The organism is Enterococcus sp. DIV0682 (assembly GCF_051712685.1).
Classification (GTDB): Bacteria; Bacillota; Bacilli; order Lactobacillales; family Enterococcaceae; genus Enterococcus; species Enterococcus faecalis.
In genome coordinates this window covers 780411-799672 of the sequence record NZ_JBIOPK010000001.1, presented here as the reverse complement: position 1 = coordinate 799672, position 19262 = coordinate 780411, and the positions used below count along the sequence as shown (strand labels likewise).

At 37.9% G+C, this 19262-nt stretch carries 20 protein-coding genes and 2 pseudogenes; 4 read left to right on the top strand and 18 right to left on the bottom strand.

Annotated features, from left to right (window positions below):
* Positions 1 to 24: 24 nt before the first annotated feature.
* Positions 25 to 627: a YczE/YyaS/YitT family protein gene (locus tag IGK96_RS03895; RefSeq protein WP_010823843.1), complete on the top strand. Its 603-nt coding sequence runs from the start codon at positions 25 to 27 to the stop codon at positions 625 to 627.
* A 309-nt stretch (positions 628 to 936) separates the two neighbouring features.
* Here IGK96_RS03895 and IGK96_RS03890 read toward each other — a convergent pair whose 3' ends face one another.
* The 3 genes and pseudogenes from IGK96_RS03890 to IGK96_RS03880 all read right to left on the bottom strand — a co-directional run.
* Positions 937 to 1140, bottom strand: a complete 204-nt coding sequence (locus tag IGK96_RS03890) for a hypothetical protein (protein WP_010823033.1) — start codon at positions 1138 to 1140, stop codon at positions 937 to 939.
* A gap of 1 nt (position 1141) precedes the next feature.
* A complete protein-coding gene (locus tag IGK96_RS03885) occupies positions 1142 to 1474 on the bottom strand; it encodes a hypothetical protein (RefSeq protein ID WP_010823034.1) in 333 nt (110 codons plus the stop codon).
* Positions 1475 to 1723: 249 nt separating this feature from the next.
* Positions 1724 to 1969, bottom strand: a pseudogene (locus IGK96_RS03880) (phage tail tape measure protein); the annotation flags it as partial.
* Between IGK96_RS03880 and IGK96_RS03875 the strand changes: the two are divergent.
* Positions 1960 to 2520: pseudogene (locus IGK96_RS03875) on the top strand (site-specific integrase); the annotation flags it as partial. The pseudogenes IGK96_RS03880 and IGK96_RS03875 overlap by 10 nt on opposite strands.
* Before the next feature lie 96 nt (positions 2521 to 2616).
* Here the strand turns inward: IGK96_RS03875 and sufB are convergent.
* The 11 genes from sufB to IGK96_RS03820 all read right to left on the bottom strand — a co-directional run bounded on the left by sufB (position 2617) and on the right by IGK96_RS03820 (position 12890).
* The gene (sufB, locus tag IGK96_RS03870; RefSeq protein WP_002356769.1) at positions 2617 to 4011 is read right to left on the bottom strand and encodes a Fe-S cluster assembly protein SufB; all 1395 of its coding nucleotides are present in this window, start codon (positions 4009 to 4011) and stop codon (positions 2617 to 2619) included.
* 18 nt (positions 4012 to 4029) lie between these two features.
* On the bottom strand, positions 4030 to 4497 hold the full coding sequence (sufU, locus tag IGK96_RS03865) for a Fe-S cluster assembly sulfur transfer protein SufU (RefSeq protein WP_002356768.1): 468 nt from the start codon (positions 4495 to 4497) through the stop codon (positions 4030 to 4032).
* Positions 4484 to 5719 (bottom strand): cysteine desulfurase, encoded by a 1236-nt coding sequence (locus tag IGK96_RS03860; RefSeq protein WP_085442971.1) that lies wholly within the window; start codon positions 5717 to 5719, stop codon positions 4484 to 4486. Before IGK96_RS03860 ends, sufU begins: the two co-directional genes overlap by 14 nt.
* A complete protein-coding gene (gene sufD / locus IGK96_RS03855; RefSeq protein WP_010817499.1) occupies positions 5716 to 7002 on the bottom strand; it encodes a Fe-S cluster assembly protein SufD in 1287 nt (428 codons plus the stop codon). Before sufD ends, IGK96_RS03860 begins: the two co-directional genes overlap by 4 nt.
* 14 nt (positions 7003 to 7016) lie before the next feature.
* The gene (gene sufC, locus IGK96_RS03850) at positions 7017 to 7787 is read right to left on the bottom strand and encodes a Fe-S cluster assembly ATPase SufC (RefSeq protein WP_002356763.1); all 771 of its coding nucleotides are present in this window, start codon (positions 7785 to 7787) and stop codon (positions 7017 to 7019) included.
* Between the two features lie 369 nt (positions 7788 to 8156).
* Positions 8157 to 8714, bottom strand: a complete 558-nt coding sequence (frr, locus tag IGK96_RS03845; RefSeq protein WP_002356762.1) for a ribosome recycling factor — start codon at positions 8712 to 8714, stop codon at positions 8157 to 8159.
* A 3-nt stretch (positions 8715 to 8717) separates the two neighbouring features.
* Positions 8718 to 9440 carry a UMP kinase gene (gene pyrH / locus IGK96_RS03840; protein ID WP_002356761.1) on the bottom strand — a complete coding sequence of 241 codons (723 nt, stop codon included), beginning with the start codon at positions 9438 to 9440 and terminating at the stop codon, positions 8718 to 8720.
* Between the two features lie 260 nt (positions 9441 to 9700).
* The gene (tsf, locus tag IGK96_RS03835) at positions 9701 to 10582 is read right to left on the bottom strand and encodes a translation elongation factor Ts (protein WP_002356760.1); all 882 of its coding nucleotides are present in this window, start codon (positions 10580 to 10582) and stop codon (positions 9701 to 9703) included.
* Between the two features lie 105 nt (positions 10583 to 10687).
* Complete coding sequence (gene rpsB / locus IGK96_RS03830; protein WP_002356759.1) at positions 10688 to 11473, bottom strand: 30S ribosomal protein S2; 786 nt, start codon at positions 11471 to 11473, stop codon at positions 10688 to 10690.
* A gap of 183 nt (positions 11474 to 11656) precedes the next feature.
* Complete coding sequence (locus tag IGK96_RS03825) at positions 11657 to 12094, bottom strand: GNAT family N-acetyltransferase (RefSeq protein ID WP_010712668.1); 438 nt, start codon at positions 12092 to 12094, stop codon at positions 11657 to 11659.
* 19 nt (positions 12095 to 12113) lie between these two features.
* Positions 12114 to 12890: a TrmH family RNA methyltransferase gene (locus IGK96_RS03820; RefSeq protein ID WP_002356757.1), complete on the bottom strand. Its 777-nt coding sequence runs from the start codon at positions 12888 to 12890 to the stop codon at positions 12114 to 12116.
* Positions 12891 to 12996: 106 nt separating this feature from the next.
* Between IGK96_RS03820 and IGK96_RS03815 the strand changes: the two genes are divergently transcribed.
* Complete coding sequence (locus IGK96_RS03815) at positions 12997 to 13272, top strand: acylphosphatase (protein WP_010706543.1); 276 nt, start codon at positions 12997 to 12999, stop codon at positions 13270 to 13272.
* 166 nt (positions 13273 to 13438) lie between these two features.
* Entirely contained in the window at positions 13439 to 14371 is a 933-nt protein-coding gene (gene yidC, locus IGK96_RS03810; RefSeq protein ID WP_002356755.1) for a membrane protein insertase YidC, read from the top strand.
* Between the two features lie 33 nt (positions 14372 to 14404).
* On the opposite strand, the gene IGK96_RS03805 is transcribed toward yidC, so the two are convergent.
* The 4 genes from IGK96_RS03805 to recO form a co-directional block, all read right to left on the bottom strand.
* Positions 14405 to 14596, bottom strand: coding sequence for a DNA-directed RNA polymerase subunit alpha C-terminal domain-containing protein (locus IGK96_RS03805; RefSeq protein WP_113821031.1), 192 nt, complete (start codon positions 14594 to 14596; stop codon positions 14405 to 14407).
* A gap of 39 nt (positions 14597 to 14635) precedes the next feature.
* Positions 14636 to 16720, bottom strand: coding sequence for a glycine--tRNA ligase subunit beta (gene glyS, locus IGK96_RS03800; protein ID WP_085442972.1), 2085 nt, complete (start codon positions 16718 to 16720; stop codon positions 14636 to 14638).
* 1 nt (position 16721) lies between these two features.
* Positions 16722 to 17630, bottom strand: coding sequence for a glycine--tRNA ligase subunit alpha (gene glyQ, locus IGK96_RS03795; RefSeq protein WP_002379669.1), 909 nt, complete (start codon positions 17628 to 17630; stop codon positions 16722 to 16724).
* An 813-nt stretch (positions 17631 to 18443) separates the two neighbouring features.
* Positions 18444 to 19238 (bottom strand): DNA repair protein RecO, encoded by a 795-nt coding sequence (gene recO, locus IGK96_RS03790; RefSeq protein WP_002374343.1) that lies wholly within the window; start codon positions 19236 to 19238, stop codon positions 18444 to 18446.
* Positions 19239 to 19262 lie beyond the last annotated feature (24 nt).

Here is a 19262-nt window from a genome sequence, read left to right as displayed (position 1 = left end):
CAAAATCTATTCAGGAGGCTTACCATGAAACTAGTCAAAAATGTTTTTTTAATTTTAATTGGTTTAGTTATTATCGGGATTGGCGCATCCACTTTAAGAGTGGCAGGTTTAGGAGTTGATCCTTTCACTGCTATGAATATCGGACTTTCTTCGATGTTTGGTATGCAATTAGGCATTTTTCAAATTATTGTCAATGCGTTTATTTTATTCTATGTCTATTTAAAAAACAAAAAAGCCATTGGTCTGGGAACTATTTTAAATATGCTTTTAGTAGGGATTTTGATTCAACAGATTTCTACTTGGCTTCAACCTTACGCCGATAGTTTAGGAGGCTCAACAATTGGCAAACTACTTTCTTTATTCGTCGGAGTCCTGATTTTTACATTTGGCTGCGCCTTATACATGGCTACAGATCAAGGTGAATCCCCCTATGATGCGATTGCGCCAACCATCTGTCAACAAATCAACAAACCTTACGCTTCTGTTCGAAAAGCACAAGATTTGTTGGTCCTATTAATTGGCTTTATTGCTGGTGGTCCGATTGGGATTGGTACAATTATTTGTGCATTTGGTGCTGGCCCACTTATTAGTTTTTGGAACAAGTTACTTCAACCTTTAGTAAAATAATTTTTTAACTAAAATATAAGAAAAAGCGATGACTTCATAGAGATTTTCTTCTCGAGTCATCACTTTTTTATTTGTGCTTCTTTGAAGAAGCATGATTAGTATGTTTCTTGTTTGGCTTTCCGTTGTTATTTTGTTGGTAGAGTGAAAAACTATCCTACTGACCCTTCCATTTAACGATCTTCTATCTAAATACACACAAATACTGTTATATCAACAAAAAATCTCTAAAAGTTATCTTCTAAAATTCGTATATTCTCAACTATTTTCACAAATAGATAGTTTTTAGATAGCTTTTTTTAGCTGGGGGCATTATTTTTCAACCTTAGATACACTTACAAATCCACTAGTTCTGATTGATCCATTATTCTCATTACACCAAGGACAGCGAATATACTCTGTATCTTTTCCTCCCGGGTAAATATCACCATACTCTTCCCAAGTGAATTTTTTTCCACAAGAATGACAAATTTCTTCTGTTCCCTTTGAATCGTGCATATGATTATAGTAACTCATGTTAATCTTCCTTTCTATTTTCTCTAAGAGCATTATCAATTATATTTTTTAGTTGCGCTTCATTTAATGGATTGTACATATTATTTTCGACATCAGATGATTTAATAATAACTTCTGTGTTGTCATCCAAAAATTTAATTGTTTCTTTTCCAAACTCAAGCTGTTCTTCAATAAATAATTGAATATCACTATTTATTTCTATAACTCTGTATGCTGGACCGCTAATGTGCAAATTCAGTTGCATTCCATCTTCTCTTCGTGTAATAACATACAACTCTGTGTCTAATTTTGACTTCAAATGCTCAACTAAAAATAATTTATCACTATAATTCATTTTCCCCTCCTAAATTATCTGTCTTGTTATCATTATACCAAAAAACACGCCCACAATGGACGTGTTACGATTAGAATATTTAACCAATCAACATTCATATTATTTTAAACATCAAATAATTTTATTACAGTATTTAAAAAGCTATAATTATCAATTCTAGTTTAAGAGGTAGCCGACTATTTAGCTACCTCTTGCTTTTTATAACATGCAATACTTTAAATTACTTTTACCATTAAAACATTTCACGGTTTAAACTAGTCCTAGTGCTGCATTTGCTTGTTGAGCCGCTTGATAAATCTTTCTGTTTAATCGATTTAACTCACTTGGATTATTTGCATCCACTTGTCCAATATGAATATGTTGTTCAATAGTGTTTCCGCCTTTCAAAGTCACACCAATTCCACGAGCTTTTTCACCTTGTGAAAGTGGTGTGACTGTAGTCTTGCCATTTTTTTCTGTTAATAATTCAGGACCAGCTTCGCCGACGATTGCTTGCTATTGCTGGTGTGCGCAAATCAGAAGCGTTGGGGCTATATATTAAAGACTTCAACATATTCAATAAGACACTAACAATCGGTAAAACGATAGCCATTGATGAATACGATCAAGTTGTTTTGCAAACGCCAAAAACAAAAAATTCATACCGCACCATCAGCTTAGATGATGAAACGATACGAATTTTGCAAAAATGGTTTAGCATTCAAAAAGAAGATTATTTCAAACTTGGGTTTAATACTTCAAAGGCAAAACAACTCATGTTTAGCAATATGAGTAACGATTTATATTATCCGCAAGTAGTTAACGATTGGCTTGATTGGATTTATGACAAAGCAGAAAAAGAAGGCTTAACTTTAAAAAGAATAAGTCCTCATGGTTTCCGACATACTGCTTGTTCGCTTATGTTTGAAGCTGGCGCAACAATTAACGAGGTTCAAAAGCGCTTAGGTCATAAAGACGTAAAAACAACCATGAACATTTATAGCCACGTTACACCACAACAAGCGGAAAACACCAGCCAGAAGTTAGCAAACTATTTAGGTTTCTAACAAATAGATAGGTTTTCGGATAGCATTTATGAGATTGAAGGCAAATAAAAAGCTAAGAACGCTATAATATCAACGTTCTTAGCCTATAGTTAGGTTTTATCCCACACTGCCTTCCATCTCATAACTAATCAACCGATTCAACTCAACCGCATATTCCATCGGTAATTCTTTCGTAAATGGTTCAACAAAGCCCATAACAATCATTTCTGTCGCTTCGGCTTCAGATAAGCCGCGACTCATTAGATAATATAATTGTTCTTCAGAAATTTTTGAAACTTTGGCTTCGTGTTCTAAGGACACTTGGCTGTTATGGATTTCGTTAAACGGAATCGTATCTGATTTTGATTTTTCGTCCATGATAATCGTGTCACATTCGATGTGGGAAATCGAGCCTGCGCTGTCTTTGCCAAAAGTCACTTGGCCACGGTAGTTAACTTCGCCGCCGTCTTTAGCAATTGATTTTGAAACAATTGAGCTAGAGGTATTCGGCGCATTGTGAATCATTTTGGCCCCAGTATCTTGGATTTGGTTAGCACCAGCAAAGGCAATCGATAACATCGTGCCACGGGCGCCTTTGCCATCTAAGTAAACGCTTGGGTATTTCATAGTTGTTTTAGCTCCTAGGTTACCATCAATCCATTCGACAGTAGCACCTTCGTAAGCTTTAGCACGTTTGGTTACTAAGTTGTAGACGTTATCTGACCAGTTTTGAATAGTGGTATAACGACAATAAGCATCTTTTCTAGTAAAAATTTCTACGATGGCCGCATGCAAGCTGTTACTTGAATACGTGGGTGCCGTACAGCCTTCAACATAGTGAACGCTGGCCCCTTCATCGACAATAATCAAGGTCCGTTCAAATTGGCCGGTATTTTCAGCGTTGATTCGGAAATATGTTTGTAATGGTACATCAACTCGAACGCCTTTTGGTACATAAATAAAGGTTCCACCTGACCAAACAGCTGAGTTTAAAGCGGCCAGTTTATTATCTGTTGGTGGCACAAGTTTTGAAAAATACTCTTTGAATAAGTCAGGATATTCTTTTAAAGCAGAGTCAGTATCTGTAAAAATGATGCCTAATTTTTCAAATTCTTCTTTCATGTTATGATAAACAACTTCTGATTCATATTGAGCAGAAGCCCCAGCTAGATAAGCACGCTCAGCTTCGGGAATCCCAATTTTTTCAAAGGTTTCTTTGATTTTATCAGGTACATCATCCCAATCGCGCGCAGGTTTATCACTCGGTTTTTGGTAATATTTAATTTTACTAAAGTCAATATCTGACAGGTCTGGACCCCATTCTTGCATGGGCATTTTATTGAATTGTTCTAACGATTTTAAACGGAAGTCAAGCATCCATTCTGGTTCGCCTTTCACGCGAGAAATTTCGCGAACGACGTCTTCTGTTAGGCCGTCTCCGGTACTAAAGACTGGTTCCACATCGTCGTGAAAGCCAAATTTATATTCTTCTAATTCAGGTACTGTACTCAATTCGTCGTCACCCTTTCTTTATTTTTCACAATGTAAATGACCGGCTTCGCCTTGGCCGTTATTAGCAACAGCCTGCTCTAAGGCTTTCCAAGCCAGGGTTGCACATTTAATCCGAGCTGGAAATTTAGCTACGCCGCTTAACATTGCTGCATCGCCTAATTTTTCATCTTCGGCCACTTCATTTCCTTGAACAAGTTGAGAGAAATCCTCTGCTAAGGCCGTTGCTTCGGCGATTGTTTTTCCTAAGACCGCATCAGTCATCATACTAGCACTTGCGGTACTGATGGAACAGCCACTTCCTTGAAAGGCGATATCTTTAATCACACCGTCTTCAATGGCCACATCCAGTTCAATCACATCTCCACAAGTAGGATTATTCAGTTCAATTGTTTGGCTAGACGCATCTAGCGTTCCGTGGTGATGTGGGTGGCTAGAATGGTCCAAAATGACTTGGCGATATAAGTTATCTAATTTAGAAAGTGCCATGCTGGAAAAACTCCTTTGTCGCTTTAATCGCTTCAACTAAGCGATCTGCGTCTTCTTTGGTATTGTATAAATAAAAACTTGCCCGTGCAGTTGCTGGCACGCTCAGATAGTTTAATAGCGGTTGCGCGCAATGGTGACCCGCTCTGACAGCGACCCCTTCCATATCTAACGCCGTAGCCACATCATGTGGATGTAAACCTTCAATATTAAAAGCAATCACACCTGTGTGGTCTTTTGGATTCTGTGGACCATAAATCGTCAAGCCCTCGATAGCTTGCAACTTCGGCAAAACATAGTGAACAAGGGCTGCTTCATGTTGATGAATGGCCTCTAAACCAATTTCTGTTAAATAATCAATGGCGGCACCTAAGGCAATTGCCCCGGCAATATTAGGTGTGCCAGCTTCAAATTTCCAAGGAAGCTCTTTCCAAGTACTTTCTTGAAGATGAACAAAGTCAATCATTTCGCCACCAAATTCCACAGGTTCCATTTGTTCCAATAAATGACGTTTGCCATAAAGGACACCAATTCCAGTTGGTCCACACATTTTGTGACCACTAAATGCATAAAAATCAGCATCGATGGCTTGAACGTCCACAGGCATATGAGGAACTGCTTGCGCGCCGTCTACCACCATCACAGCGCCATTTTGATGGGCTAATTGTGTTAATTCTTCGATTGGATTAATGACCCCTAACACATTTGAAACATGAGCAATCGAAACAATTTTCGTTTTTTCTGTAATTTGTTGACGTGCACTTGCCATGTCTAAAAAGCCGTCTTCAGTGACGTCTATATACTTCAAAATGGCTCCTGTACGTTTGGCTAATTGTTGCCAGGGAATAATGTTTGAATGATGTTCCATGTAAGATATGACGATTTCATCCCCAGCTGTAACTGCCAAGTCACCATAACTTTTGGCAATCCAATTCAAACTGGTTGTTGTTCCTCGTGTAAATAAAACTTCCGCTGTTTCTTTGGCATGGATAAATTGGCGAACCTTTTCGCGGGAGGCTTCATAGTCCTTCGTTGCTCGTTCGGCTAACGTGTGCACCCCACGATGAACATTGGCATTATCGGTTTCATAATAATGTCGTAAAACATCTAAAACTGCCGTTGGTTTTTGGGTTGTCGCAGCATTGTCTAAATAAACTAGCGGTTCATCATTAACTTCTTGAAATAAAATAGGAAACGATTGACGAATGGTTGCTGCATCCATCATGCGTTTAACTTCCCTTCAATTACTTCTACAAATTCATTTTGTACTTCTTTAACTGGAATTGCTGTAATGACAGAACCTAGGAAGCCACGAATCACCAAACGTTCCGCTTCTTCTTTACGCAAGCCGCGGCTCATTAAATAATACATTTCTTCTGGATCTACTCGACCAACGCTGGCTGCGTGTCCGGCAGTCACTTCATTTTCATCAATTAAAAGAATTGGATTGGCATCACCACGAGCTTTATCAGACAGCATTAAAACACGACTTTCTTGCTGTGCGTCGGCTCCTTTTGCGCCTTTTAAAATGTGGCCAATTCCGTTAAACGTTAAAGTACCACGTTCACGAATGACTCCATGTTGTAAAATATGACCAATCGAATGTGGCGCTTTGTTTGTCACTCGTGTGTCGATGCCTTGTGTTTGTTTACCTGCACTAATTGCAACGACTTTAACTTCTGAATGAGCACCTTCGCCAACTAAATCAGAATCAAAATCAGCCACAACATCGCCATCATTCATGACGCCTAGAGCCCAATCAACAGAGGCATCCCGCATAATATAGCCACGACGATTCATATAAGTCGTTACAGTTTTCCCTAATTGATCCACAGCTGAGTATTTAACTTTTGCGCCATCTTTGGCAATTACTTCCACAACAATATTTCCCGAAGCTTTCTCTGCGTGATGACCGGTTGATTGAAAACGTTCTAAATAACTGAATTCACTATGATTATCTGCAACGATTAAAACATGTTTAAAGAAAGGTTGGTTGCTATCTGAATCCTGAATAAACAAAGATTCAATGGGCTCTTCAATCACTACGTTTTTAGGAACGTATAAGAAAACGCCACTATTCATGAAAGCTGCATGAGCTGCTGTCAGCTTATCTTCTTCTGGTAATACAGCTTTAGTCATATAGTATTCTTTAACTAATTCTGGGTGCTCTTGTAAAGCAGTAAAAATGTCTGTAAAAATTACCCCTTGTTCCGCTAATGAGGCTGGCAATTGCTCAAAAGCATGAAAAGATCCTTGTTGAACAATTAAAGGATTGTCTTTCATTTGATCAAAACTTGCGACATTTCCTTCAGAAGGCACATAACTTTCCATGTGAACATTTAATAAAGGCCAACGATGAAATTTCACACGATCAATATGTGGTAACTCACTTTCGTCAGCGTTTCTTAAAGCCGTTGTTCGCAATTCAGTCATCCAAGCTGGTTCTTCATGTTCTAGTGAAAAAGCGGTGACTTCGTCAAGATAATCCATTAGATTTACTTTTTTCATTTATCTTGTCCTCCTTACGCTTCTTCTTTGTAATCAATACCTAATTCTTGGCTGATACCAGCATAGCCTTCTGTTTCTAAACGTTTTGCCAAATCAGCCCCACCGGTTTTCACAACGCGGCCTTCCATCATGATATGAACAACATCTGGCGTGATATAGTTCAATAAGCGTTGATAATGGGTAATAATTAACGCACCAAAGTTCTCGCCGCGCATTTCATTAACCCCTTTAGAAACTACTTTTAACGCATCGATATCTAAGCCTGAATCAATTTCATCTAAAATGGCAAACGTAGGCTCTAACATCAATAATTGTAAAATTTCATTTCGTTTTTTCTCGCCGCCAGAAAAACCTTCGTTTAAGTACCGCTCAGCCATTTCTTCAGGCATATTTAATAATTCCATTTTGCTATCTAATTTTTTTAAGAACTGCATGACTGACATTTTGTTGTCTTCGTCACGTTTTGCATTGATTGCTGCACGCATGAATTCAGCATTTGTAATTCCTGGAATTTCGCTTGGGTATTGCATTGCTAAGAATAAACCTAAGCGAGCGCGTTCGTCTACTTCTAAATCTAAAACGTTGACGCCGTCAAATAGAATTTCTCCTTCTGTGACTTCATAGTTAGGATTTCCCATAATTGCTGCTGATAAAGTAGATTTACCAGTTCCATTAGGTCCCATAATTGCATGGATTTCTCCAGTATTAATTGTTAAATCGACCCCTTTTAGAATCTTTTTATCTTCAATTGATACGTGTAAATTTTTGATTTCTAACACAGACATGTACAATTCCCTCCAACTTGTTTTAATCGTTTTTCCGTTCTCACTCATTTTAGCCTAATTGAGAATGAATCGCAAATTACAATTGCTAAAAATAACAACTCTTATCATCAAATTTTAGGATTCAATTTGTGAAGGAAAATTTTAAAAGGCTGATATTTCAAAGTTTCTCTATATTTTTAAGTGATCGTCCCTACACAAAGAAAAAAATTCTGGTAGAATAAAAAAATTTATTCAAGAAAGCGTTTTCTTAAATAATTACTTTAGAATGACTTTCGCAAAGAGAGCGTTGAGATACGCCTTTCTCATCTATACAAAAAAATCCAGAGCATTTGCTTCTCTGGATTCAATAATTTTTATTAGTGATTGGTTTTATACTTCTAAAAGTTCTTGTTCTTTTTCAGCAGTAATCGCATCGATATTTTTGATGCTATCATCTGTTAATTTTTGAACATCTTTTTCAAATGAACGTAATTCATCTTCAGTGATGTCGCCATTTTTTTGAGCTTTTTTCAACTCATCCATTGCATCACGACGAACGTTACGGACAGCAACTTTTGAGTTTTCCGCTTCTTTTTTCACGTCTTTGGCTAATTCTTTCCGACGTTCTTCCGTTAATTGTGGAATCACTAAACGGATGACATTTCCATCATTGGTTGGGCTAATGCCGATATCACTCATTTGAATAGCTTTTTCAATGTCAGCGATAGAATTTTTGTCAAACGGTGTAATCATTAATACCCGTGCTTCTGGGATATTGATACTTGCTAATTGGTTAACTGGTGTTGGTGCACCATAATATTCTACTTGAATACGGTCTAATAGACTTGCGTTCGCACGACCAGCACGAATTTGACCTAATTCACGGCGTAAGCTTTCTTCCGCTTTTGTCATTTTTTCTTTGGCTGTTGCTAAAACTTCTTTAGACATTCTTTATTTCCCCCTTACAGTTGTTCCGATATTTTCACCAAGGATGGCACGACGGATATTTCCTGCTTCATTTAGGTTAAAGACAACTAAAGGAATATCGTTATCCATACTTAATGAGCTTGCTGTTGAATCCATTACTTGCAGCCCTTTAGAAATAACATCTAAATGTGTTAGTTCTTCAAATTTTGTCGCTGTTTCATCCACACGTGGATCCGCAGAATAAACACCATCAACATTGTTCTTCGCCATTAAGATGACATCCGCATCTACTTCTGCAGCTCGTAACGCAGCCGTTGTATCTGTCGAGAAGTAAGGATTTCCTGTTCCTCCGGCAAAAATAACAACGCGGCCTTTTTCTAAATGACGTTCTGCACGACGACGAATGTATGGTTCTGCAATTTGACGCATTTCAATTGATGTTTGAACACGTGTAGGCACACCAAGATTTTCTAATGTATCTTGCAATGCTAAGGCATTCATCACAGTAGCTAACATGCCCATATAATCAGCTTGTGCACGTTCCATGCCCATTTGAGCACCAATTTGTCCACGCCAGATGTTTCCGCCGCCAACCACGATGGCCATTTCGATACCTAATTCATGGACCTCTTTAATTTCTTGGACGATTTCTTTAATGACTGGTGGTTTAATGCCAAAACCGTCTTCTCCGGCTAGCGCTTCTCCACTTAACTTTAATACGACACGTTGATACTTAGGTTTAACCATCATAATTCCCTCCAAGATTCTCTAAAAATCATTCAATTCCTCATTTAGATGACTTTTCACCAAAATGATTTTTTAGACCAAGCAGTGCGATCCACTGGTTTTGCCTAAAAAAAGGGAGCGCATATCAAAGTTATGCGTTCCCAAATGGCTGAAAGACTGCCTTGAATCAAGCAGTAATCAATTTATGCAGCTTCCTTTGGGGAGCGCTGTCTGTTTAGATACTTATGATTCACGGCTTTTCAACCGAGCGTTTGATGCTCTTAGTTTTTCATTTGGCTCATTACTTCATCCGCAAAGTTATCTTCACGTTTTTCGATACCTTCGCCAACTTCAAAACGTACGAATGATTTCACTTCGCCGCCTTTAGAAGCAACAAATTTTTCGACAGTCATATCTGGATCTTTAACAAATGGTTGGTCAACCAAAGCGATTTCTGCTTTGAATTTTTGTAGACGACCAACAACCATTTTTTCAACGATATTTGCTGGTTTACCTTCGTTTAATGCTTGTTCAGTTAACACAGCTTTTTCGTGTTCTAATTCTTCTTGAGGAATTTGAGATTCGTTGACATAGCGAGGGTTGATTGCCGCGATGTGCATAGCAACATCTTTCGCTACTTCTTCGTCAGTTGTGCCATCGATAACTGTTAATACAGCAATACGGCCACCCATGTGTAAGTAAGCGCCAAATGCAGCATTGTCAGCTTTTTCGACAACTTCAAAACGACGGAAGCTGATTTTTTCACCGATAACAGTTGTTGCTTCGATTAAATCAGATTCGATTGTGCCTTTTTCAGTTTTAATAGCCATTGCTTCTTCCATCGTAGCTGGTTTGTTTTCAGCAACTTTAGTCGCAATATCTTTAACTAAATCTTGGAACATTTCGTTTTTAGAAACGAAGTCAGTTTCTGAGTTTACTTCAACGATTGCTGCAACGTTACCTACAGTTGCTACGTTTGCTAAACCTTCAGCCGCAATGCGGTCATTTTTCTTCGCTGCTTTAGCCATACCATTTTCACGTAAAAAGTCTACGGCTTTTTCCATGTCGCCTTCTACTTTTACTAATGCTTTTTTAGCGTCCATCATTCCAACGCCAGTCATATCGCGTAATTCTTTTACCATTTTAGCTGTAACGTCTGCCATTATTTGTGTCCTCCTCGGATATTATCAATTCTTTTTAAAAAAGCTATCTCAAAGGAGAATCAGGCTTTTTGTCGCCTAGCCTTTGAGACAGCTCCGTAATCATTATTATTCAGCTGATTCGTTATTTCCTTCAACAACATCAACGATTTCTTCGATTGAAGTTGCTTCTGGTGTTTCTTCAACGAATAACTCTTCAGTTGCTTGGTCTTCCCCTTGGTTACCTTCGATGAAAGCGTCAGCCATTTTAGCAGTGATTAATTTCACGGCGCGGATTGCATCATCATTTGAAGGGATTACAACATCGATCTCATCAGGATCACAGTTTGTATCAACCATTGCAACGATTGGAATGTTTAATTTGTGTGCTTCTTGAACAGCAATGCGTTCTTTACGTGGGTCAACGATGTACATTACATCTGGAATTCTTGGCATATCAGCGATACCACCTAAGAATTTTTCTAAACGTTCACGTTCTTTGTTTAAGCCAGCAACTTCTTTCTTAGGTAAAACTTCGAAAGTGCCGTCTTCTTCCATTGCATTGATTTTTTTCAAGCGAGCAATACGTTTTTGGATTGTATCCCAGTTAGTTAACGTACCACCTAACCAACGATGGTTTACATAGTATTGACCAGCGCGGATTGCTTCATCTTTGATTGCTTCTTGTGCTTGTTTTTTAGTTCCTACGAATAAAGCAACGCCGCCTTCTTCTGCAACGTTTTTCATGTAATCGTAAGCTGCATCTACTAATTTCACTGTTTTTTGTAAGTCAATGATGTAGATACCGTTTCTTTCTGTGAAGATATATTTCTTCATTTTTGGGTTCCAGCGACGAGTTTGGTGACCAAAGTGTACGCCGGCTTCTAGTAATTGTTTCATAGAAATTACTGCCATGTTGTGTTTCCTCCAGTTTGGTTTTTATTTTCCTCTTCTTTTCGTCAACTCCTTGAAGAACTACCGTAGTAGCACCACTTCGCAGATGGAAAAGAATGTGGATTTCGTGTGTGAAAATCACACCTTTAACAGTATAAGATATTTTCAGAAAAATAGCAAGCCTTAAAACTAGAAATGTCGCTCCTACTGCGCTTGCCAAACAAGATGACATTCTTCGTTTCCCGTTTCATCGATGGTTCGCTTTTGTTGGACAAAGCCTTGTTTTTGATAAAAGGCGTAAGCTGCTTGATTTTCCCTGTAAACAGCCAAAGATAAGATGTCCTGTTCTTCTTTTGCTACTTGCAGTAATTTCTGACCGATGCCCTTCCCTTGAAACGCTTTTTTTATAAAAATTCCTGCGATATAGTTATCCATTAAGCCTAAAAACCCAATTATCTGACCCTCTTCTTCCGCTAAGATCAGTGTTGCTTTTGGCAACGCAGCGCGGACAAATGCCTTATTTTCTTGCCAATAAGTTGGTGCGACAAATGGATGAGCTTCTAGATTCGTTTGCAGCCAAATAGCCATAATGGTTTCTAATTCTTTTTCTGTTAACTGGGTTGTCTTTTTGATAGTCAGCATTTTTTGACACTCGTTTCTGTTATTGATTATTTTCAAAATAAAACATTAACACGCCTGCTGCGATAGCGACATTCAATGATTCCGCTTGACCTTTCATTGGAATATAAAGATTTTTCGTGGTTTCTGCTAACAATTCTGGCGAAACCCCGCTACCTTCATTGCCTAAAATCAACGCATAATTTTCCACTGCCTCTTGTTCATAATAAGCAATCGCAGCTTCATTTAGTTCTGTACCGAAAACTGGTAGACCTTGCTTCTTGAATGCCTGAACCACTTCAGTCAACTCTCGTTGAAGAACTGGTAAATGATAGTGGCTTCCCTGCATTGAGCGCAACACTTTTGTATTGTAAATATCTGCTGTGCCCTTACCTAAAATCACGCCTGCTAAACCCGCTGCATCAGCTGTGCGAATCATCGTACCAACATTACCAGGGTCTTGGATATTATCTAAAAGTAACCAACCACCTTTAAAAGAAAGCGACTGCTCTTGTTGCGTTTCCAAGGTGACAATTGCCAAAATTCCTTGTGAAGTTGGCAGCTCCGACAAACTATTTAAAACCTCATCACTTACAAAAATTAATTTTTCTGTTTCTTGTTCAGCTAACCAAGTTCCCCATTCTTGTTGACCTCTTTGGTTAAACAAAATCCACTGGACATCGGCATTGGCCTTCACAGCTTCTTCAACTAAATGAAATCCTTCTATTATATATTGGTTCAGTTCTTCTCGGTACTTCTTTTTGTGTAATTTTTTCCATTCTTTTAATTGGTTATTTTTCGTTGATGTAATTTCTTTCATAAGTCACCTCGCCTTTGTATTATAGCATGCTTCTAGCTTGCTTGGATACTTGCTAGAACCAAGAAAAATCGCTATCATAAAGAAAAAAGCAAAGGAAGTGTCTCTCATGGAAAAACTAAGAATGAATGTACAAGGGCGTGTCCAAGGTGTTGGCTTCCGCTACATGACCAAAATGGTGGCAGATCAATTAGGTGTCACTGGTTCAGTGAGGAACGAAGACGACGGGTCCGTTTCAATTACAGCAATTGCACCCGAAGACATAATGGAAACATTTATCAAAAAAATCAAAGATTCCCCCAGTCCAGCGGGACGTGTAACGTATGTTGATATTCAAGAAGACCCTTTGTTAGAAGAAACGGAACAATTTAAAGTGATTCAATAAACTTACTTTCTAACGATTGATTTCTTTGGGAAGAAGCCTTGAACAGCAAGTAGTTCCTGATTTTTATTGATTTTTGTAAGAGCTTCTTTTCGATTTTGATTGAAAAAGAGCGCTGTTTCAAGTATAGTTAACCATGTAAAAATTTTTTAGAAAAGGACCGAATTACATGCGTAAATTAAACCGATGGCTTTACGGCTCTGGCTTACTATTTTTAGTAATGTTTTTATCAGGCTGTGTGAAAACAGGAGCAGATGGACAACCAACTGGTGAAGGTTTTGTCTATAACTTCCTTGTTTTACCGATGAGTAATGCAATTACTTATCTTGTCGATAACTTTAATTGGAACTATGGTTGGGCGATTATTTTTATCACCATTATTGTACGGATCATTATTTTACCGTTAGGCTTACATCAATCGAAAAAAAGCTTTATCCAAACGGAAAAAATGCAAGCAATCAAACCCCAAGTGGATGTTGCACAAGCAAAAATGAAACAAGCAAGTACGCGTGAAGAACAAATGGCCGCACAAGCAGAACTACAAAAGATTTATAAAGAAAACAATGTGAGTATGGTTGGCGGAATTGGTTGTTTGCCTTTATTAATTCAAATGCCTATTTTCTCATCTCTGTTCTTTGCTGCTCGTTATACAAAAGGTATTGCCACAGCAAGCTTCTTAGGAATGAATTTAGGGCAACCAAATATGATTTTAGTGGCATTAGCTGGTTTAGCCTATTTAGCTCAAGGCTATATTTCAATGATTGGTATTCCTGAAGAACAAAAGAAAACAATGAAATCAATGCTGATTGTTTCACCATTAATGATTGTTTTCATGTCCTTTAGCTCACCTGCAGGCGTAGCGCTTTACTGGGTAGTTGGTGGTATTTTCACATGTATTCAATCTGCCATCACAAATATCCTCTTACGTCCAAGAATTAAAAAACAAGTACAAGAAGAATTGAAAAATAACCCACCAAAACAAGTGGTTACTCCTATTAAGGATGTGACACCAAAAGAAACAAACAAAGTAACGCAAAAAACGAACCAACCAAAAGCAAACGGCAATAAAGGTCGCAATGCTGGAAAACAAAAACGTAAATAAAAAAAGGATCGCCTCTAAACGGCGATCCTTTTTTTACTTCAATTCTTTCCCAGTCATCTCTTCAATAGTTCGAATAGACTTTGGACCAAAGCCATGCAACGAAAGTAACGCTTTTCGGCCTCGTGCGTAGAGTTCATCCACACTGTTGATTTTTTCATTCGTTAGTGCACGAACAGCTGGCTTTGATAATTGTGTTAAAATTTGTTCAAACGTTGTTTCAGACATGCTGTCGGTTCCTCCTTAGCGGTCGAAAAACAGCGCTTTTTATTTTACAATTAATAAATCTAAGCTAGCAATTGATAACGCCATTTTAGCAATTTGCATTAATTGTTTTAATCGGTTTTGTTTAACTTTTTCATCCTCAACCATAACCATCGTTTCATTGAAGTACGCATCAATTAACGGACGTAGATTTACTAGTGCTTCATAGTTTTCTGCAATCGTGCGTGTCGCAAATGCTTCAGATAAATCGTTAACTGCTTGATACAGTTCTTTTTCTGCCTTATTTTCAAACAGACTTGGATCAATCCCTTCTTCAGTATCACCTAAAAGTTCTTGACCTTTTTTCGCTAAATTAATAACACGCGTTAAGGCTTCCATTGATGGTTTAAAATCTTGATCTTCAAAATGGCTTTTTAAAATATTCGCTGAAGCAAATAATTTCGATAAATCGGCTTGCTCAGCAGACACCACTGCATCGATAATGTCATGGCGAACATTTTTCGTCATTAATAATTGACGTAAGCGAGCTTTCACAAATTCAACGACTTCTGCTTGTCCTTCGTTTAGTAAAACGCCATATTTCTCAACATCTTGATTCACTGCTGCATCAACTTCTGTTTGTAATTGAACTAATGGGAAGGTCCAGCCTTTATCTTCAATAATTCGGATAACGCCATAGGTTTGACGACGAAGTGCATAAGGATCGTTAGAACCTGTTGGAATCATACCAACTGAGAAGAATGAAAAGACGCTGTCAAGCTTATCGGCTAAGGCTAAAACAGCCCCGATTGCTGTTTCTGGCAATTCACCTTCACTGGAAGTTGGTAGATAATGTTCTCGAATCGCCGTTGCTACGGCTGTTTTTTCGCCTTGTAATAAGGCATATTTTTCTCCCATAATTCCTTGTAATTCTGGGAATTCACCAACCATATTTGTTACTAAGTCAAATTTATAAATTTCAGAGGCACGTTTTAAATCTTCCAATTCCTCCTCAGATAAGCCAACTTTTCGACCAATGATTTGTGCAATCAAAGCAACCCGTTGCATTTTTTCATAAATTGAGCCAATCTTTTCATGGAAAGTCACATTTTTTAGTTTTTCAACACATGCTTCAATCGTTAATTTTTTATCTTCATTGTAAAAGAATTCTGCATCTTCTAAACGAGCAATTAACACTTTTTCATTTCCTTTAATCACGTTTTCAAGGTGAACATTATCCCCATTGCGAACAGCGATAAAATGCGGCATTAATAAGCCTTGGTCGTTACGAACTTCAAAGTAACGTTGGTGTTCTTTCATAGAAGTCACTAATACTTCATCTGGAACAGATAAATATTTTTCATCAAAACTGCCTACAAATGCAGTTGGATATTCCACTAAATTCGTAACTTCTTCCAATAACTCTTCATCTAAAGCTAACTGCCAATTTTTTTCTGCAGCGAGTGCGTTCGCTTGATCAACAATCATTTGTTTCCGTTCATTCGGTTGAACCACTACAAATTGTTCTTTTAATTTTGTTTCATATTCATTAGCATGTTGGAACGTCACATCGTCTCCCAAGAAACGGTGGCCACGAGAAGTTTGCCCTGTCGTCACGTCTAACACTTTGAAAGGAATTACTTCATCATCAAGTAGTGCCACAATCCAATGAATTGGACGAATATATTCGAAATCATAGTTTGCCCAGTGCATTGTTACTGGGAAAGTTAGACTTGTAATCACGTCATTTAATTTTGTTAATACCTCTTTGGCACTTTGGCCTTTGGTAAACTTCGTCACATAGACATATTCGACGCCATTTAATTCTTTGAAAACAATGTCCTCAGTTGTAACTCCTTGGCCGCGTACAAAACCTTGTGCAGCTTTTGACCAATTTCCTTCAGCATCTAAAGCAATCTTTTTCGCTGGACCTTTTACTTCTTCTTCAACATCTGCTTGTTTTTCAGGAATCGCAGTTACTTTCACGGCTAAGCGACGAGGTGTGGCAAAGGATTGCACTGTTTCATAGTCTAAATGATGTTCATCTAAAAATTTGATTACTTTTTCTTCAAGTTGGATACGGCTTGGTGTGACAACATGTGCGGGCATTTCTTCTAAGCCAATTTCTAATAATAAATCTTTTGCCATGTTATTCTGCCTCCTTGGATACACTTTGATCTTTATTTAATAATGGGAACCCTAATTTTTCACGTTCAGCCACAAAAATTTTCGCTACGGAACGAGCCATATTCCGAATGCGGGCTAAATATCCTGCACGTTCCGTTACAGAGACAGCGCCGCGAGCATCTAATAAATTGAATGTATGGCTACATTTTAAAATATAATCATAGGCTGGATGAACTAAGCTTTCTTCAATACAGCGTTTAGCTTCTTTTTCAAATTTGTCAAAGTTTTCTAAAAGCATTTCTTGGTTACTAATTTCAAAGGAATATTTTGAATGTTCATATTCAGGTTGCACAAAAATTTCACCATATTTAACGCCTTGTGTCCATTCTAAATCATAGACACTTTCGACTTCTTGGATATATGATGCCAAGCGTTCTAACCCGTAAGTAATTTCAGAAGTGACAGGATGACATTGTAAGCCGCCAACTTGTTGGAAATACGTAAATTGGGTAATTTCCATGCCATCTAACCAAACTTCCCAACCTAAACCAGCACAACCCATTGAGGGATTTTCCCAGTTATCTTCTACAAAACGAATGTCATGTTCTAATGGATCAATTCCTAATAATTTCAAACTTTCTAGATAAAGTTCTTGGATATTTTCAGGAGAAGGCTTCATTACAACTTGGAATTGATGATGTTGGTATAGACGGTTTGGATTTTCACCATAGCGTCCATCAGCTGGACGACGAGAAGGTTCTACGTAGGCAGCATTCCATGGTTCAGGTCCAATGGCACGTAAAAACGTGTAAGGACTCATGGTGCCGGCTCCCTTTTCTGTATCATAGGCTTGCATTAACATACAGCCATTAGATGACCAAAATTTTTGCAAGGTTAAAATCATTTCTTGTACGGTTAACTTGTTTTTCATTGTTTTCCTCCTTGGAATATTTTTTATAGACATAGGGATTGGCTTTGCTTCGGGAATGTAAATTTAAAAAGGGCTACAGAGAAACAATTTTGTAGAATGGGATAATTTTTATGCTGTTATAACGTTCCACATCTACTCCATGTTTTTGGCTAAGCAGTTTGTTTTAACACAGAGGAGACAACGTTCCCTTTGGTCACCTTGTGCTGTTCATCATCTACTCCATGTTTTTGGCTAAGCAGTTTGTTTTAACATAGAGGAGACAACGTTCCCTTTGGTCACCTTGTACTGTTCATCATCTACTCTGTCGCATTTGCGCCAATTGAGCTTTTTTGAATAAACGTTACTATTTTTTCTTTTGGTGTTAACTGTTTGCTTTTTTTATTCGGTTACAACGTTCCCTTTGGTCACCTTGTACTGTTCATCATCTACTCCATGTTTTTGGCTAAGCAGTTTGTTTTAACATAGAGGAGACAACGTTCCCTTTGGTCACCTTGTACTGTTCCACATCTGCTCTGACACTTTGTGTCAGTCGCAGTGAGGAACATGCAAAAAGTCCCCATGCCTATTAATAGACATAGGGACGAATAATTATCGCGGTTCCACCCTACTTCCGATGTGTTCATCGGCAGCTTCGTTTGTCGTACTCCAAAGTGCCTTTCAAAAGTTCCGTGTTTCTGGCTCCCACTCTCCCAGATTCGCTTAACAGAGGGTTCTTTTTACTTCTCTTTTTCTTCGTACGTATTTAACTTCTCTATCATAATACGGTGTCTGAGGGAAGTTGTCAAATTTTTTTTCAGAAAAACGTCTGCTTGTTTATGTTTCTTTTTCTTCCTTCTTTCGTGGTGGAATTTTCAACGTATTTTCCCACGTTTTCATTTGATCAATAAATTTTTTGCTTTTTAAATGCAAACCGACATATTCATCGTATAACATATCAATCGTTTCTCGAATACTCTTCTTAGTTTCTTCTTTTACTTGAATGTTTTGGACTTTTTCATAGGAGACTTGCGAAAATAAGCGAATAAAATGAATTGCTCTAGGATCTGCATGGTAGCGCTGTTCATCTAAATGCCAATGTTTTTCACAAAGCACACCGCTATACTTTGAAGAGTAGTCAAATTTCCCTTGTGTTTCGCCACAAGCCACACAATGATGCCATTCTGGTCGTACACCAAACCGTTCTAACAATTGAATTTCAAAAATATTTGTAATGATTTCCGGATCTTTTTGCTCATTTAAAGCGGATAATGCCATGTGGGTAAATTGAAATAAATTAGGGTCATAGTGCTGATCTTCAATTGCTGCATCGACTAAGTTTAAAATATATGTTCCATATGCGTTAATAAATATGTCTTGTTGAATGTTTCGAAAAGGTTGAACTTCTTTGCTGCTATTGAGAAAAGATAAGCCTTCTTCTCTAAAGTTTCCGATGTAGACGGCTTCTGTAAATGGCAGAATCGCTGGCAAAAGAGGATTATTTTTTCGATGCGCGCCTTTCACAAAAAACATCAATTTTCCATAGGATTCTGTAAAAATTTTGACGAGTTTATCCTTCTCTTTAAAATCCTTCGTAAATAAAATAATGCCTTTGGTCTCCCCTAATGCCATTCAATTCACTTCCATTTCTTATGT

Bases quoted from the DNA above. Each gene is read 5' to 3' on its own strand.
- IGK96_RS03895 (WP_010823843.1), top strand. From the start codon at position 25: ATGAAACTAGTCAAAAATGTTTTTTTAATTTTAATTGGTTTAGTTATT.
- IGK96_RS03890 (WP_010823033.1), bottom strand. From the start codon at position 1,140: ATGAGTTACTATAATCATATGCACGATTCAAAGGGAACAGAAGAAATT.
- IGK96_RS03885 (WP_010823034.1), bottom strand. From the start codon at position 1,474: ATGAATTATAGTGATAAATTATTTTTAGTTGAGCATTTGAAGTCAAAA.
- sufU (WP_002356768.1), bottom strand. From the start codon at position 4,497: ATGGCACTTTCTAAATTAGATAACTTATATCGCCAAGTCATTTTGGAC.
- IGK96_RS03860 (WP_085442971.1), bottom strand. From the start codon at position 5,719: ATGATGGATGCAGCAACCATTCGTCAATCGTTTCCTATTTTATTTCAA.
- sufD (WP_010817499.1), bottom strand. From the start codon at position 7,002: ATGAAAAAAGTAAATCTAATGGATTATCTTGACGAAGTCACCGCTTTT.
- sufC (WP_002356763.1), bottom strand. From the start codon at position 7,787: ATGTCTGTGTTAGAAATCAAAAATTTACACGTATCAATTGAAGATAAA.
- frr (WP_002356762.1), bottom strand. From the start codon at position 8,714: ATGTCTAAAGAAGTTTTAGCAACAGCCAAAGAAAAAATGACAAAAGCG.
- pyrH (WP_002356761.1), bottom strand. From the start codon at position 9,440: ATGGTTAAACCTAAGTATCAACGTGTCGTATTAAAGTTAAGTGGAGAA.
- tsf (WP_002356760.1), bottom strand. From the start codon at position 10,582: ATGGCAGACGTTACAGCTAAAATGGTAAAAGAATTACGCGATATGACT.
- rpsB (WP_002356759.1), bottom strand. From the start codon at position 11,473: ATGGCAGTAATTTCTATGAAACAATTACTAGAAGCCGGCGTACACTTT.
- IGK96_RS03825 (WP_010712668.1), bottom strand. From the start codon at position 12,094: ATGCTGACTATCAAAAAGACAACCCAGTTAACAGAAAAAGAATTAGAA.
- IGK96_RS03820 (WP_002356757.1), bottom strand. From the start codon at position 12,890: ATGAAAGAAATTACATCAACGAAAAATAACCAATTAAAAGAATGGAAA.
- IGK96_RS03815 (WP_010706543.1), top strand. From the start codon at position 12,997: ATGGAAAAACTAAGAATGAATGTACAAGGGCGTGTCCAAGGTGTTGGC.
- yidC (WP_002356755.1), top strand. From the start codon at position 13,439: ATGCGTAAATTAAACCGATGGCTTTACGGCTCTGGCTTACTATTTTTA.
- IGK96_RS03805 (WP_113821031.1), bottom strand. From the start codon at position 14,596: ATGTCTGAAACAACGTTTGAACAAATTTTAACACAATTATCAAAGCCA.
- glyS (WP_085442972.1), bottom strand. From the start codon at position 16,720: ATGGCAAAAGATTTATTATTAGAAATTGGCTTAGAAGAAATGCCCGCA.
- glyQ (WP_002379669.1), bottom strand. From the start codon at position 17,630: ATGAAAAACAAGTTAACCGTACAAGAAATGATTTTAACCTTGCAAAAA.
- recO (WP_002374343.1), bottom strand. From the start codon at position 19,238: ATGGCATTAGGGGAGACCAAAGGCATTATTTTATTTACGAAGGATTTT.